At 62.7% G+C, this 16,012-nt stretch carries 16 protein-coding genes; 8 read left to right on the top strand and 8 right to left on the bottom strand.

Going from position 1 to position 16,012, the window contains the following annotated elements; genetic code table 11:
• Window positions 1–92: 92 nt before the first annotated feature.
• Window positions 93–233 carry a hypothetical protein gene (locus ASC89_RS28490; protein ID WP_156384603.1) on the top strand — a complete coding sequence of 47 codons (141 nt, stop codon included), beginning with the start codon at window positions 93–95 and terminating at the stop codon, window positions 231–233.
• A 7-nt stretch (window positions 234–240) separates the two neighbouring features.
• A complete protein-coding gene (locus ASC89_RS12550) occupies window positions 241–750 on the top strand; it encodes a GNAT family N-acetyltransferase (protein ID WP_055998281.1) in 510 nt (169 codons plus the stop codon).
• 3 nt (window positions 751–753) lie between these two features.
• On the opposite strand, the gene ASC89_RS12545 is transcribed toward ASC89_RS12550, so the two are convergent.
• Window positions 754–1,401, bottom strand: coding sequence for a TetR/AcrR family transcriptional regulator (locus tag ASC89_RS12545; protein WP_055998278.1), 648 nt, complete (start codon window positions 1,399–1,401; stop codon window positions 754–756).
• An 80-nt stretch (window positions 1,402–1,481) separates the two neighbouring features.
• Between ASC89_RS12545 and ASC89_RS12540 the strand changes: the two genes are divergently transcribed.
• The gene (locus ASC89_RS12540; RefSeq protein WP_055998275.1) at window positions 1,482–1,958 is read left to right on the top strand and encodes an anthrone oxygenase family protein; all 477 of its coding nucleotides are present in this window, start codon (window positions 1,482–1,484) and stop codon (window positions 1,956–1,958) included.
• A 2-nt stretch (window positions 1,959–1,960) separates the two neighbouring features.
• Here the strand turns inward: ASC89_RS12540 and ASC89_RS12535 are convergent, their stop codons facing one another.
• The 4 genes from ASC89_RS12535 to ASC89_RS12520 form a co-directional block, all read right to left on the bottom strand.
• Window positions 1,961–2,773: an extensin family protein gene (locus ASC89_RS12535; protein ID WP_055998272.1), complete on the bottom strand. Its 813-nt coding sequence runs from the start codon at window positions 2,771–2,773 to the stop codon at window positions 1,961–1,963.
• A gap of 25 nt (window positions 2,774–2,798) precedes the next feature.
• On the bottom strand, window positions 2,799–3,275 hold the full coding sequence (locus tag ASC89_RS12530; RefSeq protein WP_055873142.1) for a DUF1203 domain-containing protein: 477 nt from the start codon (window positions 3,273–3,275) through the stop codon (window positions 2,799–2,801).
• Window positions 3,276–3,502: 227 nt separating this feature from the next.
• Window positions 3,503–3,970 (bottom strand): hypothetical protein, encoded by a 468-nt coding sequence (locus ASC89_RS12525; RefSeq protein WP_055998269.1) that lies wholly within the window; start codon window positions 3,968–3,970, stop codon window positions 3,503–3,505.
• 111 nt (window positions 3,971–4,081) lie between these two features.
• Window positions 4,082–4,717, bottom strand: a complete 636-nt coding sequence (locus tag ASC89_RS12520) for a DUF4389 domain-containing protein (RefSeq protein WP_055998267.1) — start codon at window positions 4,715–4,717, stop codon at window positions 4,082–4,084.
• A 208-nt stretch (window positions 4,718–4,925) separates the two neighbouring features.
• On the opposite strand from ASC89_RS12520, the gene lepA reads away from it, so the two are divergent.
• On the top strand, window positions 4,926–6,731 hold the full coding sequence (gene lepA / locus ASC89_RS12515) for a translation elongation factor 4 (RefSeq protein ID WP_055998264.1): 1,806 nt from the start codon (window positions 4,926–4,928) through the stop codon (window positions 6,729–6,731).
• Between the two features lie 97 nt (window positions 6,732–6,828).
• Here the strand turns inward: lepA and ASC89_RS12510 are convergent, their stop codons facing one another.
• The 3 genes from ASC89_RS12510 to ASC89_RS12500 all read right to left on the bottom strand — a co-directional run bounded on the left by ASC89_RS12510 (window position 6,829) and on the right by ASC89_RS12500 (window position 11,487).
• A complete protein-coding gene (locus ASC89_RS12510; protein ID WP_156384602.1) occupies window positions 6,829–8,022 on the bottom strand; it encodes a hypothetical protein in 1,194 nt (397 codons plus the stop codon).
• 241 nt (window positions 8,023–8,263) lie between these two features.
• Window positions 8,264–9,961: an AIPR family protein gene (locus tag ASC89_RS12505; protein WP_055998258.1), complete on the bottom strand. Its 1,698-nt coding sequence runs from the start codon at window positions 9,959–9,961 to the stop codon at window positions 8,264–8,266.
• Window positions 9,962–10,533: 572 nt separating this feature from the next.
• Complete coding sequence (locus ASC89_RS12500) at window positions 10,534–11,487, bottom strand: sugar-binding transcriptional regulator (protein ID WP_055998255.1); 954 nt, start codon at window positions 11,485–11,487, stop codon at window positions 10,534–10,536.
• A 236-nt stretch (window positions 11,488–11,723) separates the two neighbouring features.
• Between ASC89_RS12500 and ASC89_RS12495 the strand changes: the two genes are divergently transcribed.
• The 4 genes from ASC89_RS12495 to ASC89_RS12480 all read left to right on the top strand — a co-directional run bounded on the left by ASC89_RS12495 (window position 11,724) and on the right by ASC89_RS12480 (window position 16,011).
• Window positions 11,724–13,070, top strand: a complete 1,347-nt coding sequence (locus ASC89_RS12495; protein ID WP_055998252.1) for an extracellular solute-binding protein — start codon at window positions 11,724–11,726, stop codon at window positions 13,068–13,070.
• Complete coding sequence (locus ASC89_RS12490) at window positions 13,057–14,052, top strand: ABC transporter permease subunit (protein ID WP_055998249.1); 996 nt, start codon at window positions 13,057–13,059, stop codon at window positions 14,050–14,052. The genes ASC89_RS12495 and ASC89_RS12490 overlap by 14 nt, the downstream gene beginning before the upstream one ends.
• A gap of 2 nt (window positions 14,053–14,054) precedes the next feature.
• A complete protein-coding gene (locus tag ASC89_RS12485; protein ID WP_055998246.1) occupies window positions 14,055–14,975 on the top strand; it encodes an ABC transporter permease subunit in 921 nt (306 codons plus the stop codon).
• A gap of 298 nt (window positions 14,976–15,273) precedes the next feature.
• Entirely contained in the window at window positions 15,274–16,011 is a 738-nt protein-coding gene (locus ASC89_RS12480) for a glycerophosphodiester phosphodiesterase family protein (protein WP_055998243.1), read from the top strand.
• The last annotated feature ends 1 nt before the right edge of the window (window position 16,012 follow it).

The raw sequence follows: 16,012 nt of genomic DNA, 5'->3' as shown, positions 1-16,012 counted from the left end.
GCCTGACAGGCCAGTTCATGGGGCGTTCAGCGGGTCGCGACTAGATCGACCGCCCATGGCGCTTGGCGCCTTCCCTAGTTGGGAGAAGAAAGATGAAGATGAAAGACCTGTTCTCGAAGCTCCGTAACCGTTCGCCCAAGCCGCAGACCCGCGACTGGTCCACCACCTGGACCCCGCGTGACTGGGCTGACCTGCCGACGCACCATCCGCGCCGCGAAGACGACGCGCTCTGAGCCAGCGATGAACGCCGCCCCTCCCATGGTGATCCGCCCGGCGCGGCTGGGCGATGCGCTGGCGATTGCCGCGCTGCACCATGTCGCCGTGCATCAGCTGGCAGCGCCGTTCTATCCGCAAGAGGTGCTGGCGCACTGGAGCGCACCGGTGACGCTGGCCAGTGCCGAGCGGCGCTATCGCGAGACCCAGGAAGATGGCGGGCTGACGCTGGTCGCTGAACAGCACGGCACACTGGTCGGCTTCGGCGTCGTCGTGCCGGAGGCCGGCGAGATCTCGGCCTGCTACGTGGCGCCGGAAGCGGCGCGCCGCGGCATCGGCCGCACCCTGCTCGCGGCCATGGAAGCGGCGGTCAGCGCCCACGGCGTGCACGAACTCAACGTCCGCGCCTCGCTCAATGCCAAGAGCTTTTACTCCGCCTTCGGCTACCACGTCAGCGGCCGCGGCGAATACCGCTTCGAGGACGGCACGGTGATGGTGGTCGCCTTCATGCGCAAGGACAACTCGCCGATCGTTTGATCGCTACGGCAGCAGCAGCTGCCCCAGCGTGTGCTCGAGCCAGGCGGCGTACTGCTCCGGCGTAAAACCCTCGATCCGGGTCAGCATCAGAAACAGTTCGGGGCTGGCGAGGCGCCAGATCTGGGCCAGGGCCGCGGCCTGGCTCATGCCGTCGCGCAACGGCCCCTTGCCGGCCAGCGCCTTCGCCACCAGCGCCAGGTTCTCGCGTCGCCCGGCATGGATCGCGTCATAGACCTTCGCCATTTCGGGGTCGGTTTCAGCCGCGACGCGCAGCACCGCCACGATCTCGGCTACCGCCGAGAGCACCTGCACGATATCGCGGGCGAACAGCCTGAGCACCTCGGGCTGGTCGCGGGCAGCCGCCACGGCCCGCGGGCCGGCCTGTTCGACCAGCGGCGTCGCCGGATCGCCACGCCGCACCGCGCTCTGCACCACCCCGAGCAGCAGTGCGGATTTGTTGCCGAACACGGCGTAGACGCTCTCCGCCGATACCCCTGCGACGCGGGCCACGGCAGCGATGGTCGTCCCCTGCCATCCATTGGCAACGAACAGCTGGCGCGCCGCCGCGACAATGGCGCCACGCGTATCGGCGGCCTGCTGCTGGCGCAGGCGGGACTGGTATTTTCGGCGGGGTTCAGGCTGATCGGTCAATTCGCTATGCCATTACCATATTGACTACAGTGACACTGTATTGTAATTACAGCTCCAGCGTCGAGAGGAGCCCATATCCTATGCCTGGCCTCGGCTATCTATCCACCATCGGACAAGCGCTTTCCCTGCTGCTCGTCGGCCTGTTGGCCGGCAGCATGTACGGAATCTGGTTCGGCTACGACATTACCCGCTATTCGCCCACGAGCTTTGTCGAGGTGCATCAGGGCGCGGTGCGCGGCCTCAATACGCTGCTGCCGCTGATGGGGCTTGCCGCGATCGTCATGGTCGTCGTCCTGGCCGTGCTGGCGCGCCAGCGGCCGACAGTGCTGATGCTCTATGGCGCCGCGGCGCTCGGCCTCGTCGCTGCCGGGCTGATCACCCGCTTGCTTAACCAGCCGATCAACGACGCGGTGATGGGCTGGTCCGCCGATGCCCTTCCCACTGATTGGGAAACGCTGCGCAACAGCTGGTGGAGCTGGCATGCGGCGCGGCTGGGGGCCACGATCCTGGCGCTGCTGCTGCTGATCGCGGCAGTGTTCACCGACCGCAGCGCCTGACGCTATTCACAGAGCCGCGCCGTGCAGGTCTTGCCGTGGCAGCCGAGATCGACATGCAGGTGGTCGTGATGCTCGGCATTGGCCTCGGGGCCGAGCACGGTGGTGAAATGGGCGCAGGCGGAATCGTGAGCGAAGCGCAGCAGCCGGCCCTCGGGTGAGAGCGCGTCCCTCCAGCCGCCATCGACGGTGACGAAGCGGCCGTCTTCGAGCTTGAAGCCGACCACGTCGAGCGCATCGGCGAAGGCGTGGAAGCTGAGGTTACCGGTGCTGCCATTGTTGACGTTGCGGCACATGTAGGAGGTGCCGACCACCACTTCGGCGATCCGCGTGTTGTCGCGCGCCATAAGGTAGCTGTCGATCGATTCGATCCAGTCAGGCAGGGCCGAGGCGATGCCGCAATCGGTCTCGACGCCGCCCGCCACCGGCACCATCCGCCCATTGGCCAGCACCCCGGTGACCGAGAGCGGCGATTGGGTGCCACATTGTTTTTCTTCGATCGGTGGCAGCGCCTTGGCCTCGACCTTGCCGAGCAGAACGGCGGGGCACGCCGTCTGGTAGATGCGGGCCGTCGGTTCTGCCGGCTCGGCAACATGTTCGCCGGGCGGTAGCGGCGGGCCGATCGGATCGGCGGCGGGCGGCTTCGGCGCGGGCTTGTCGGGCGTTGCCGCCGGGCGATGGCGGGGCAATTTCACCGCCGGTTCGGCGGAGAGTTCCGCCGGCCGCGGCTTGGGAAGCGGCACGGTCGTGTCGCCTGCCTGTTGCGCCAGGGCGGCAAAGCTCATGCTGGCGAGAAGGCAGGCGAAGATGAACCGCATGCACCCCGAACGCGGCGACCCCGCATCAGGTTGCGCGGTCGATCCGGAGGGTGAAGCAGTTATTGGTGGCCGAGCGCATATGGACGTAAGCGACGTCCGCGCGCTCGAGGATCGCCTCAGCTGCTGCCTCGATGCCATCGTTCCCCACCACGATTCCGGTGCCGTAGACGATCCTGTCGTCGGCGCCGTAACCGCGCAAGATGCGACCGCTGGTGCCGCGCTGTTCGCGCTCCGGCAGGCCGGCGGCGGGTTCATAGGCCGGGCAGGCCTCGGCATGCAGGAAGATCGGCCCGAGTTCGGCATAGGGCTGCGGCGCCGGGAACGGGCGATAGGCGAGGACGAGGTAAGGCTCGCCGGCCGCGACGTTCTCGAGGCAATGCCGGCACGGCACCCCGTCGCCATCGGAGATGCGCCGCTCCGGCGCCTGGCCATTGGCGTCGGGGGCGCCGGCACGGTAGGCGGCGGCAAGGTCTGAGGGCATTCCGGAATAATGCAGGGTCATGGCGGTCTCCTTTGCTCGGGAGACATTTGCCGGAGGTGGTGGGGAGAAGCGACCCGGTTTTGGCGGATCCCTGGGCTTCGCGATTGAATGAACTGCCCCTCACCCTGACCCTCTCCCCAGAGGGGAGAGGGGACGCACTTTGCATCGACTGTGCCCCAACGCCCCCTCTCCCCGCCGGGGAGAGGGTCGGGGTGAGGGGCAGTTCAGCTCAACTCATTCCGACAGCCCTACTCCGGCCGCCTAAACTCCATGATCCAGTTGGTTTCCCAGCTATCGCCGCCATCGTACGAAAATGCCTGGCTCCAGCGGGGGGTTTCGGTGTCGGCGCCGCTCCAGTCGAACAGCACTTTGACCGGCCGGTCGCCATCCATGTCGTCGCCGGCAAAGCTGCCGCGACCGTATTCGAAGCGGCCGAACACCGGCGGCTCCAGCACGCCTTTCTCCGAGTTGATCCAGTAGATCGCCCACTCGTCGCGTTCGGGGTTGTAGATCCTCAGCGTCATGCCCTTGAAGCCTTTGGTCGGGAAGTCGCTCTCATCCACCGACACCATGCCGCCGAGCAACAGCTGCGCCGTCTCATAGGAGGTGAACACGTCCCACTCGGTTGAGCCGACGCCGCGGGCCTTCAGCCGCCGGTTGGTGACCACCCAGTCGCCATGGTTGAACGCAAAGCCGCGCCGTGTCTCCGAATCCATCTCATCCCTCCAGTGACGCTGCCGACCGGCCAAATCCGGCCCAGCCCAGCGCTCCGGAAGCCATGTAGCGCAGTTACCCTGCCAGCGCGTGTCAGGCTTTAAATCCTCTCGCTAGCGCAGGCTGAACGGCGGGTAGACATCGGTGACGAGGAGGAAGGCATAGGCCCAGACCCGGGTGGCCCAGCGGCCGACGCCGACGACGAAATCGAACATGCCGCGTGGGTAGGTGCCGGTGAACAGGATGGCGAACCACGCAACGATCGTCACCAGCAGGGCGACGAGGCCGAGCACTGCCAGAACTACATAGTGCGGGATCGCCAGCAGCCATTTGACCAGCGGCAGCCAGCGGTTGAGCTCTGCCGCCTCGGGATAGGCGACCTCGAGATGCACCGATTGCGCGTCGACCGTCGAGGGATACTTGTCGGTCAGCAGGAACAGATAGGCGCTGACCCGGGCGCCGAAGCGCGCCAGCTCGACGCCGAAATCGAACCACCAGCGCGGATAAAACTGCCGGAACACCAGCATAAGCACGGTGGCGAGGAACAGCCCGGCGGTGATGCCGCCGCCCGCCGATTTCACCGCGTTGCCGGCCGCATCGTAATAATAGTAGCCGCCGGTGTCGGAGAGGAGGCCCAGCACGATGAGGATCGGGATCGCCCAGATCAGGCGAAAGAAGGTGGTCAGCCGGTCCATCTGGCCGGGATAATCGACGTCGAAACGCGCTGCGTAGTCGCTGCTGTCTGCCATTTTCCGCCCCTGCCCGCTCTGACCCAACCCCCGCGCCTCGCGGGGATCAGCGCGTGGCCGGGCTGTCCATCGCGCCGCGGAGGAAGCCTAGCACGCCCGGGCGCGGCGCGGTCACATCATCGCAGCGCGGGCGTGGCTACGCATCTGCTGCTGTTAACCCCCGATAAACCATCTTTGCCCCGTCACCCGGCTCTGGTATCAGCGGCCCATGTCCGTACCGCTCGACCATATTCGCAACTTCTCCATCGTCGCCCATATCGACCATGGCAAATCGACGCTCGCCGATCGGCTGATCCAGCTCACGGGCGGCCTCGAGCTGCGCGAGATGAAGGAGCAGGTGCTCGACTCGATGGATATCGAGCGTGAGCGCGGCATCACCATCAAGGCGCAGACCGTCCGGCTGACCTACAAGCACACCGACGGCGAGACCTATATCCTCAACCTGATCGACACGCCCGGCCATGTCGACTTCGCCTATGAGGTCAGCCGGTCGCTGGCCGCCGTCGAGGGCTCGCTGCTGGTCGTCGATGCCAGCCAGGGCGTCGAGGCGCAGACCCTCGCCAATGTCTACCACGCCATGGATGCCAACCATGAGTTGGTGACCGTGCTCAACAAGATCGACCTGCCGGCCGCCGATATCCCGCGCGTCAAGCAGCAGATCGAGGATGTGATCGGCATCGATGCCTCGGACGCAGTGGAGATTTCCGCCAAGTCGGGCCTCAACATCGACAAGGTGCTGGAAGCCATCGTCGAGCGCCTGCCGGCGCCCAAGGGCGATATCAACGCGCCGCTGAAGGCGCTGCTGGTCGACAGCTGGTACGACACCTATCTCGGCGTCGTGGTGCTGATCCGCGTCATCGATGGCACGGTGAAGAAGGGCCAGAAGATCCGGATGATGAACGCCAACGCGGCCTACGAGCTCGACCGCGTCGGCGTGTTCACCCCCAAACTCGTCGATATCAGCGAACTCGGCCCCGGCGAGATCGGCTTTTTCACCGCCTCGATCAAGGAAGTGGCCGATACCAATGTCGGCGACACCATCACCGACGATCGCCGCCCGACGGCCAGCGCCTTCCCCGGCTTCCGCCCGGCGCAGCCGGTCGTGTTCTGCGGCTTGTTCCCGGTCGACGCCTCGGATTTCGAGGAGCTGCGCGCTGCCATGGGCAAGCTCCGGCTCAACGACGCGAGCTTCAGCTACGAGATGGAAACCTCGGCGGCTCTCGGCTTCGGCTTCCGCTGCGGCTTTCTCGGGCTTTTGCACCTCGAAATCATCCAGGAACGGCTGAGCCGCGAGTTCAACCTTGATCTGATCGCCACCGCGCCATCGGTGGTCTACGAGGTGCACCTCACCAATGGCGAGGTGCTGATGCTGCACAACCCGGCCGACCTGCCGGACGTGGTGCGCATCGACCACATCAGCGAGCCGTGGATCAAGGCCACCATCCTCACCCCCGACGAGTATCTCGGCTCGATCCTGAAACTCTGCCAGGATCGGCGCGGCATCCAGCGCAACATGACCTATGTCGGCAACCGCGCCATGGTCGAGTATGACCTGCCGCTCAACGAAGTGGTGTTCGATTTCTACGATCGGCTGAAGTCGATCTCGAAGGGTTATGCCAGCTTCGACTATACGCTCGCCGATTACCGCGAGGGCGACCTGGTGAAGCTCTCGATCCTGGTCAATGCCGAGCCGGTCGACGCGCTTTCGATGCTGGTGCACCGCAATGTCGCCGAAACGCGCGGCCGCATCATGTGCGAAAAGCTCAAGGACCTGATCCCGCCGCACCTGTTCGTGATCCCGATCCAGGCCGCCATCGGCGGCAAGATCATCGCCCGCGAAACCGTGCGCGCCATGCGCAAGGACGTGACGGCGAAGTGCTATGGCGGCGACGCGACCCGTAAGCGGAAACTGCTCGAGAAGCAGAAGGCGGGCAAGAAAAAGATGCGCCAGTTCGGCAGCGTCGAGATCCCGCAGGAAGCGTTTATCAAGGCGCTGAAGATGGGGGATGAGTGAGGGCGGCTTTCGATTCCCGACGAACTCGCGAGCAATAGCTGGCCACGCCCCACACGAGATTTAGCCAGTGGCAGCATTGGGTGCCACGCACTTAATACTACGGCGTACCAGCAACGTCTAGAATGCTTGGCCGGAGATACTGCTTTGGAAGGCGCCCGGCCTTTTGATGTTCGTGAACGATCTCCCCATTCGGATCGGAGTGAGGAACGAGAGCACCATTGAACACCCTCGCTCGCAGGCATGCCGCCGTGATCAGTTCGAGGTCATAGATTGGGTCGACAGCGTACTCTGAGTAGTATTCTGCGTACTTGCTGGAGTCGTAGACGTCGGGCGCTCCGCCATGGATGACGGCGGCACGCAGGCTCATCAGTCGTCGTAGACGTGCGTCCGGCACATGACTACCGAGGGCTACTTGGATACCGTCGATTACCGCCTGAGTAGCTCCGTTCGCATCGCCAAAAACCGCGTCGAGTGCCATGCACAGGATCGGAAATCTCTCTGATTTGCCCAACGGCCATGCTCGATAGAAGTACTCTAGGGAACGCAGTTCTCGCCGTGCTGTCTTGGTGTTCGAACCTAACTTTTCTGCTAGCATCGAGAGCCAGGCGTGGTCAGCCTCGGTGACGACAATATCGTGCATCAGGGGAGGGGTGTGACCAGCGCTAAATGACGTTGTGGCCCCACCATCTCCTGTAATCGTACACCGGCCGCCAAAGATGCGTCTCCCAGAGAACAGGTAAGTATACATGGGAAGTGGCGTAAGGGCGATTGCACCGAGTATTGCTGCTCTGACCTTGTCAGCAGCATCCTCTACGGGCGAACGGACAGCAAGCCAACTGGAAACTCCGACATCACGGCGACCTTTCCAGTCGGTCAGCGGAGGAAACGCATCCGGCTCTACCCAGCGCTCTAGTTCAGTCGGTATCTCACCCCTCACGAGCGTTGAGGGCGAAACAACTGAAAAAGGCTCCGATCTAAAGGCCGCCTTTACCTGGACAGGGACGAGGGGGTAGAGAGTTAACTCCGCCACAGGCCTGAAGATCAACGACGCCGCCAGCTGCCTAGCCAAAATATCTTTGGTCGATGCAGAAACGTGATCCGCGTAGGTCCCGTCAAATGGCTTCGCCCATGTCTCGTCGAAGAGATGCCAATAGTTCTCGGCAATAAAGCCCTGGAGGAGCCCCCATATCCGCTCCATTGGAAGCGCGCGAAGATAGGGAGGTCCATGCCTGCGAAGATAGAGGCAAGCAAGTGTCAGCTCCCTGGCGTGGTAGTAAAGCTCAGTTCCCATGTTTCGCTCCCAACTTTGAGAGCCAGGCGGACCAAACATGAATGCGGCACGAAGGCCATCGTCGCCCATGCGCGCCGTGATGGATGCCAGTAGGAGTTCAACACATTGGCGTTCAGTGCTTGCTTGCGACATCAGGGCGCCGTGACAATTCTTTGGTTCCAACCGCAACGATATCGGCGCAGATCGCTACGCCGACTCGTCGCGGACGGGATAGTACGTTGGCGGCCACCTCCGCTGCGAACTACGGAGTGGCAATGAGGCTATCCACGAACCGGCGATCTTGATGGGCGTTACGTTTATCAAACTGAGGCCCTTGGGCTAGGATTGCGTTTGCTAGCTGCAATTCGACAGCCTCGACTCGACGGGTGAACTCTCTCCTATTCCTGACCACCTTAAGGGCCTCGTCTGCATACGCCTTCTGAGACCTGTCGTTTTGCAATGGCGGGAGTTTGCCGAAACTCTGACGAACCATCAATGCTATGATGAAGCGGAACTTCCAAAGACTTGGTCGGTTCTTTCCAACACAGAGCTTCTCAATTTCTCTAAGAACGGTCGCCGCCACAAGATACGACCATAACGAGTGATCGTTCTGGTATATCCCATCCTGATATCGATGAAGCAGAACCCCATAATAATCGACGGCGTCGACAGGATTCTCCAGCACACAACTAACAAAACTGTTGGTCAAAGACGTTAGCGTAACAATATTGGCGGCCGTGAATGTCGAGTCCGCATATTGCCTTTTTCTGCGCTCATATACCAATTTATACGCCGCGTCAGAATCCATGCTCCAAAAGAAGCGTTCCAGTCTTTTGTGAAAGTCGGCCAACACCACAAATGCCTCGTCCTTCACCTCAGTCTGCCGGTTCGTTGCTCGGACGATCTCGTTGACCAACTCCCTGTCCTCGGCTTCAATAATCTTTACGGCTATCGAGGTGTCTGCTTGAAGATGATGTTGATTCTCGAAAATTATGTGACTAGTCTGGCAGCCATTGACGATCTGAAAATCGCTTAGGGTGAATTTCTTCCCAATTATCCTGATGTCTCTCGCGACTATTGTAATGCCGTTATTTAAGGCGGCCAATCTACCTTGGTTCGTTTTGGACTTTATCGTCTCAGCTATTTCGTCGTTTACTGGATTTCTGCTCAGAAAGTCTCTCACATTCTCATTGAACAGAGATTTCTGTAGCTTTCCATCCGAATTTGAAAGCAAATTCACAAGCTCGAGACACGGCAACACCCCAATATAGGCCTGTCGTATGCCTTGGATCGCAGGTAACGATGCATATTCATTGATCTGTATCTCCTTCTCGATCCGCAGATTGACTTCTTGATACCGTTCTTGAAGTTTATTCGCGTCCAGGAACGTGAAATTAACTTCGGAGAATAGATTCAATCTTTTGAGGTCGTTGGTGCCAGATGTTACTCTTGCCACGATGTTCGGATCGCTCTTGAACGATCCGCCATACGCGTAGTATAAATGCAGCCTCGGTTTGGCCCGCATCCGAACACTCTTTGTGAAGACGTGATCCGACAGTTCGCGGCGCTCGGCTATATCCTCGTTTGTCGGCATGTGTCGCTCTGAGAAAAATTCTCTTACGCCTTGAACGAAGCTGCCAATCTCGGCGGCGTTGAGCGATCTGCTTGTTTTGGACTGAACGAAGACAAAGTCTGCGTCCACGCGCTGCCTCGTAGCAATTTCGTCAACCTGAGCCGACGTGGTCACACTAATATCGTTTAGGAAAATACCAGCGGCATCTATTGCCGTGTCCAGCCCGCCCGATACGACCATATCCTCAAGGACGGTGTTCTCTGAAAAATCTCTAAAGAACACGCAGTAAGCGGAAAAATACTCGAATGCACTAGCCTCACTCAGATCCGACAGGTCGAATGACTGAGAAAAATCGCGAAGATACGCGTTAAGTACCTGATCTTCCACTACACACCCCCCTTTAGCATTGGCGTAGTGTTATGCGGCTGGTATTGGGCTGCGTCAACGGCGGCTCGCGTTGTTACCGTCCAGCAGTGTTGGTGCGGGAAGGTGACCGTGGGTGCATAAAGGGTCGTCCTCGCGCAACTTACCTGATGGAAAGAGAAACGGCAGGTTGCACGGTGGCGGTCGGTTCACACGTTGGTCGTGCTCACTTTGCTAATGCGGGATGGCCCGCTCGAAACACCCGATCACGGTGAAGCAGCGGCTTGCTTCTACCGCGGACTGCCGTCGGCCTGTGTGCCAGTCCTGCAACTTGCCACAACTCCGAAGCTCCGGGTCCGCCGAACGACTTGCTCCCTCAAACGCCCCGGATGCACCGCATCGATCACCGCCATCTGTAGCTCCGGCGCCGGCAGTCCGACGGTCATCGCCAGTCGCGGATCGTTGCCCTTGGCGCCAGAAAGGAGAGGTTCCCGCTGTCGTGAGAATCGCCCGTGTCGGGGTCAGAGCCGTCCTACAAGGCTCAATAGTGAAACGCCCTCCATGCGATCGGCTTAAGAGCACTCCCCCTGGCGGACTTACCCCACCGCCCCCAGCGCAATCCCCATCGCCGCCCGAGCCGTCGCCTCATCGCACACGAGCGCACTCCCCAGCCCCGAACGCAGCACGGCGGCGATGGCGTGGGTTTTGTTGGCGCCGCCTGAGGCGAACACCACGTTGGGCACCTTGCGCAAGGCTTCGAGCGGCAGGGCGATGGCGCGGCGGTTGATCGGGTGGTCGATGGGCTGGCCGGCGGCATCGACGAACTGGGCCATCACGTCGCCCACGGCGCCTGATGCCACCAGCTCGTCGATGGTGACGTCGCGCGGCAGGCCATAGCGCATCAGCAGCGAGCGCTCGGTCATATCGCCGATGGTCAGGAGGATCAGGTCGTTGCGGCCGATCCGCTCGAACGCCTCCTGGAACACGTCCTGCGTCATGATGGCGTCGTGCGATTGCGGGCTGCCGGCATAGATCGGGGCGGCCAGATAAGCGCAATCGGCGCCGAGGTGCCGCGCAAGATCGCCGGCAATGTCGAAGGTGTTGATCTCGATGCCGCGGGTCAGCCCGCCCATCACCGAGTTGACCAGCAGCTCGGGGCGCTTCAGCGAGGGCATGTGCCGCACCGTTTCGCGCAGGGTGGTGCCCCAGCCGACGCCGACCCCGGTCATGGTGCCATCGGCGAGCAACTGGCCGACATAATCGGCCGTCGCCTGCCCCAGCAGCACCGGCACCAGCGCCGAATCCTCGGGGGTGGGAACGATGATGGCGCGCTTCAGCCCGAAAGCCTTGATCAGCTGCTGCTCTAGCTCGACGCATGAGGCGAGCTTGGAGTTGAGCGTGATGGTGACGAGACCGGTGCGCCGGGCCTCGCTGATGATGCGGTTGACGCGCAGACGGTTGGTGGAGAGGGCATCGGCGATCTCGCCCTGGGTGCGCCCCTCCATGAAATAGAGCCAGACGACGCGCACCGACATCTGCTCGTCCGACATGCCCTGCGGCGCTGGTATTGCCACGCTGATGTGCCCTCGCCCTCAGGTCCGGCTCAGCATGGACATGACTCCCGGGTCGGCTGTCAATCGCATCTCCATGGCAGTGTCATACATTTGTAACAGATGCTTGACATTTGTAAACGGTGACCACTAGCCTTCGTACCTCGCCGCCATGAAGCGGGTCACGCCGGAGCAACCGGCCAAGGAAAGACGGCGAGGCTCGAGAGGAGAGAAAAATGACAGGCAACAAACGCGGCCATGGTGCCGTGATCGGCCGGCTGCTGGCCGGCGCTGCCGTGGCTGCGCTGGTCTTGCAGGCAGGCGGGGCAATGGCAGAGGAGCGCACCAAGATCGAATGGTGGCACGCGCTCGGTGGCCGGCTGGCCGAAATCGTCGACAAGCTGATCGTCGATTTCAACGCCAGCCAGGACAAGTACGAGCTGGTCGGCATCAACAAGGGCAATTACGAAGAGACCATGGCGGCGATGGTGGCCGCCTATCGCGTCGGCCAGCAGCCAACCCTGGTGCAGGCAGCCGAGCGCGGCTTTCTCACCATGCTCAATTCCGGCGCCGTGGTGCCGGTGCCCGAGCTGATGGAAAAGCAGGGCTATGACATCAAGTGGGACGACTTCGTCGCCCCTGTCGCCGGCTTCTTCCTCGTCGACGGCAAGCCCGCCGCGATGCCGTTCAACAGCTCGACGCCGATCTTCTGGTACAACGCCGATCACTTCAAGGCGGCCGGCTTCGACAAGCCCGGCGAGACCTGGCAGGAGATCGACACCCAGCTGCGCGCCATCAAGGAAAAGGGCGTGTCCGACTGCTCGATGGTGCTGGCCAACGATTTCTTCTGGAGCATGCTGGAGAACTACGCCGCCATCCAGGATCAGCCCTGGGGCACCAAGGCCAACGGTTTTGGCGGACTCGATACCGAGTTCATCTTCAACCAGAGCCCGATGGTGGTGGGCCAGCTGGAACGGCTGCAGAGCTGGATGAATGATGGGGTGCTGCAGCTCGCCGGACAGGGCCTCGCCCCCGACCAGCTGTTCACCTCGGGCCAGTGCTCGACCTTCGTGGCCTCGACCGCGGCGCATGCCGGCGTCGAGTCGACGGCCAAGTTCAACTGGAGCGCCACCTTCCTGCCGCATGAGGAAGGGGTCGAACCCAAGAACAGCACCATCGGTGGCGGCGCCCTGTGGGTGATGAAGGGCGAGACGGACGCCGAATATGCCGGCGCCGCGGCGTTCCTCGATTTCGTCGCCTCGCCGGCCACCCAGGCCTGGTGGAGCAAAGAAACCGGCTATGTGCCGGTGACGATGACCGCCTATGAGGCGATCAAGGCGGATGGCTATTATGACGAGCACCCGACCCGGGAAATCGCCATCCTGCAGCTGAGCCGCGGCACGCCGACCGACAACTCGCGCGGCTTCCGCTTCGGCAACCACAACCAGTCGATGCAGCTCCTGGTCAAGGAAGTGCAGAGCGTGTGGACCGGCGAGAAGACGGCGCAGCAGGCGCTCGACGCGGCGGTCGAACAGGGCAACCAGATCCTCCGCCAGTATGAGAAGCTCCATGCCGGCGGCTGATGGCAGCATCGAGATCGGGGGCGGCGCCAGCCGCCGCCCCCGGACCTCGGGTGGACTGGCGCTCGGCCGGCTGTTCCCGCGCGCCTCAAGCGCCGGGCTGAAGACCGCGCATTTCCGCCAGCCGTGGCTGGCCGCGGGGCTGCTGACGCCACAGCTGCTGATCCTCGTCTTCTTCTTCTTCATTCCGTCCTACAAGGCGCTGTCGCTGGCCTTCGTGCAGGTCGATCCGTTCGGCGGCATCCAGATCTTCGTCGGGCTCGACAATTTCCTCGCCCTGTTCGCCAGCGCCGACTACCGCGACAGCGCGGTGTTCACGCTGTGGTTCTCGGTGGTGCAGAACGTCTTGACGCTCGGGCTCGCGGGGCTGTTCGCCTTTGCCACCGATTATGTGATCCGCGGGCGCGGCCTCTACCGCAGCATTATCCTGATGCCCTATGCCATCGCGCCGGTGATCTCCGGGGTGATCTGGGCGTTCCTGTTCAACCCGGCGGTCGGGCCGATTGCCGAGATGCTGCAAGCGATCGGCATTCCGTGGGATCCGAACCGGCGGCCGTTCGATGCGCAGCTCTTGGTGATCATCGCCTCGGTCTGGAAGCATGTCTGCTACGACTACATCTTCCTCGTCGCGGCGCTGCTCGCGGTGCCCGCCTCGCTGCTCGAAGCGGCGACGCTCGACGGCGCCGGGCATATCCGGCGGTTCTTCGCCATCTCGGTGCCGCTGATCACCCCAACCATCTTCTTTCTCATCGTCATGAACTTCGTCTACGGCCTGTTCGAGACCTTTGGCGTGATCGACGCGATGACGCGGGGCGGCCCGGCCGGAGCGACCAACAGCCTCGTCTACAAGGTCTACCAGGATGGCTTCGTGCAGCTCGACCTCGGCTCGTCCGCCGCCCAGTCGGTGGTGCTGATGATCGTCGCCGTGGTGTTCACGGTGCTGCAGTTCCGCGCCCTCGAGCGCAAAGTCAATTACGGGGTGTAGCGATGGTGGGCCGTAGCCTCACGCTCTCGATCTTCTGCCATGCGGTGCTGCTCATTGGCGCCGCGGCGGTCTGCCTGCCGCTCTACTTCGCCCTGGTGGCGGGCTCCCTGACGCTGCAGGAGGTGCAGCAGACGCCGTTCCCGCTGCTGCCGGGGGCGCACCTCATCGACAACCTCGCCACCGCCTGGAACGAGGGCAATTTCTCGCGCGCCTTCCTCAACTCGATCATCGTGACGCTCGGGATCGTGGTGGGGAAGCTCGTGGTGTCGCTGCTCGCCGCCTTCGCCATCACCTATTTCCGCTTCCCGTTCCGGATGACGGCGTTCTGGCTGATCTTCGTGTCGCTGATGCTGCCGGTCGAGGTGCGGATCATCCCGACCTACGAGGCAGTGGCCGATGCCGGCGGGCCGCTGCGCTGGGTGGTCGGCACGACCGGGCTCGGGGGGCTGGTCGAGAGCCTCACCGGCTACCGGATCGAGGCGGCGCTGCAGTGGAACCTCGTCAACTCCTATGCCGGGCTGATCCTGCCGCTGATCGCCTCGGCCTCAGCGACCTTCCTGTTCCGCCAGTTCTTTCTGACCGTACCGGACGAATTGTGCGAAGCGGCCAAGCTCGATGGAGCAGGCCCGCTGCGCTTTTTCTGGCATGTGCTGCTGCCGCTCTCCCGCGCCAATATCGCGGCGCTCGGCATCATCCTCTTCCTGTTCGGCTGGAACCAGTACCTGTGGCCGCTGCTGTTCACCACCGGCCCGGAGATGCAGACCGCGATCCTGGGGCTGAAGGAGCTGGTTCCCGTCTCCGACGCGGCGCCGGCCTGGAACATCGCGATGAGCGCGGCTTTGTTCGTCATGCTGCCGCCGGCCCTGGTGATCCTTGTGATGCAGAGGTGGTTCACCCGTGGGTTGGTCGATGCAGGGAAGTGAGGGGTACCGGCGCGATCCTCGTCCAACGGGCAGGGCTGTCGCATATGGGGAGCCACTGGCGGTGCAGCGATCGCCTTCTCCCCTTGTGGGAGAAGGTGCCCGAAGGGCGGATGAGGGGTACCGAGCAACGCAGTGTAGCGCGCTCCGAGCGAAGCGAGGAGCGACCCAGTACGCGGAGAGATATCCCTCATCCGGCCTTCGGCCACCTTCTCCCACAAGGGGAGAAGGCCCTCCAACTGCTGTCAGCGCTTCAGCGCAGTCAGTGGCTTTTCATGTATTTCCCTGAAGGAACTCTACGATGGTAATGATCATCGGCCACCGCGGTGGCCGGAACCTGTGGCCGGAGAATTCGCTCTCCGGTTTTCGAAAGCTTGCGGCAATGCCGGTCGAGGGCGTCGAGTTCGACGTGCACCTGACCACCGATGGCGAGCTGCTGGTGATCCACGATCCGACGCTCGACCGCACCACCGACCATAGCGGCCCGGTCGCGGCGCTCCCGGCAGGAGAACACCGCAACGTCCGGCTCAAGGACAGTGACGGCGAGGCGATCCCGACACTCGAGGAGGTGTTCGAGATCTTCCGTGATGGCACGATGGAGCTGCATGTGGAGCTGAAGGCCGGCGTCGGACACGTGGCCTATCCCGGGCTCGAGGCAGAAGCTGCGGCACTGATCGACCGGTTCGGGCTGGCCGAGCGCAGCATCCTCACCAGCTTTCACGAGGAGATCCTGGTCGAGATCGGCCGGGTGGCGCCGCATATCCGCCGGCTCTCGTCGTTCGACCGCAACTCGGCCGAGCGGCTGGGGCTCAAGGCGGGGCTCAGCACCATGCTCGAGCTCTCGCACATCGTCGCGGTGGAAAAGAGCCTGCTGCTCGCCGAATGGGACGCCATCACGGCCCAAGTGCCGCTCGAGCGGCTGGGCGCCTGGGTGCCGAACGAAGAGGCGGACCTGAAGTTGTGGCTCGACAAGCCGATCCGCCAGATCACCACCGACCGCCCCGATCGGGCCGTCAGCATCCGGGGCGCAAAGGCGTGAC

Origin of the sequence: Devosia sp. Root413D1 (genome assembly GCF_001425235.1) — a bacterium.
Lineage (GTDB): Bacteria > Pseudomonadota > Alphaproteobacteria > Rhizobiales > Devosiaceae > Devosia_A.
This window is presented reverse-complemented; position numbering and strand designations above follow the sequence as displayed.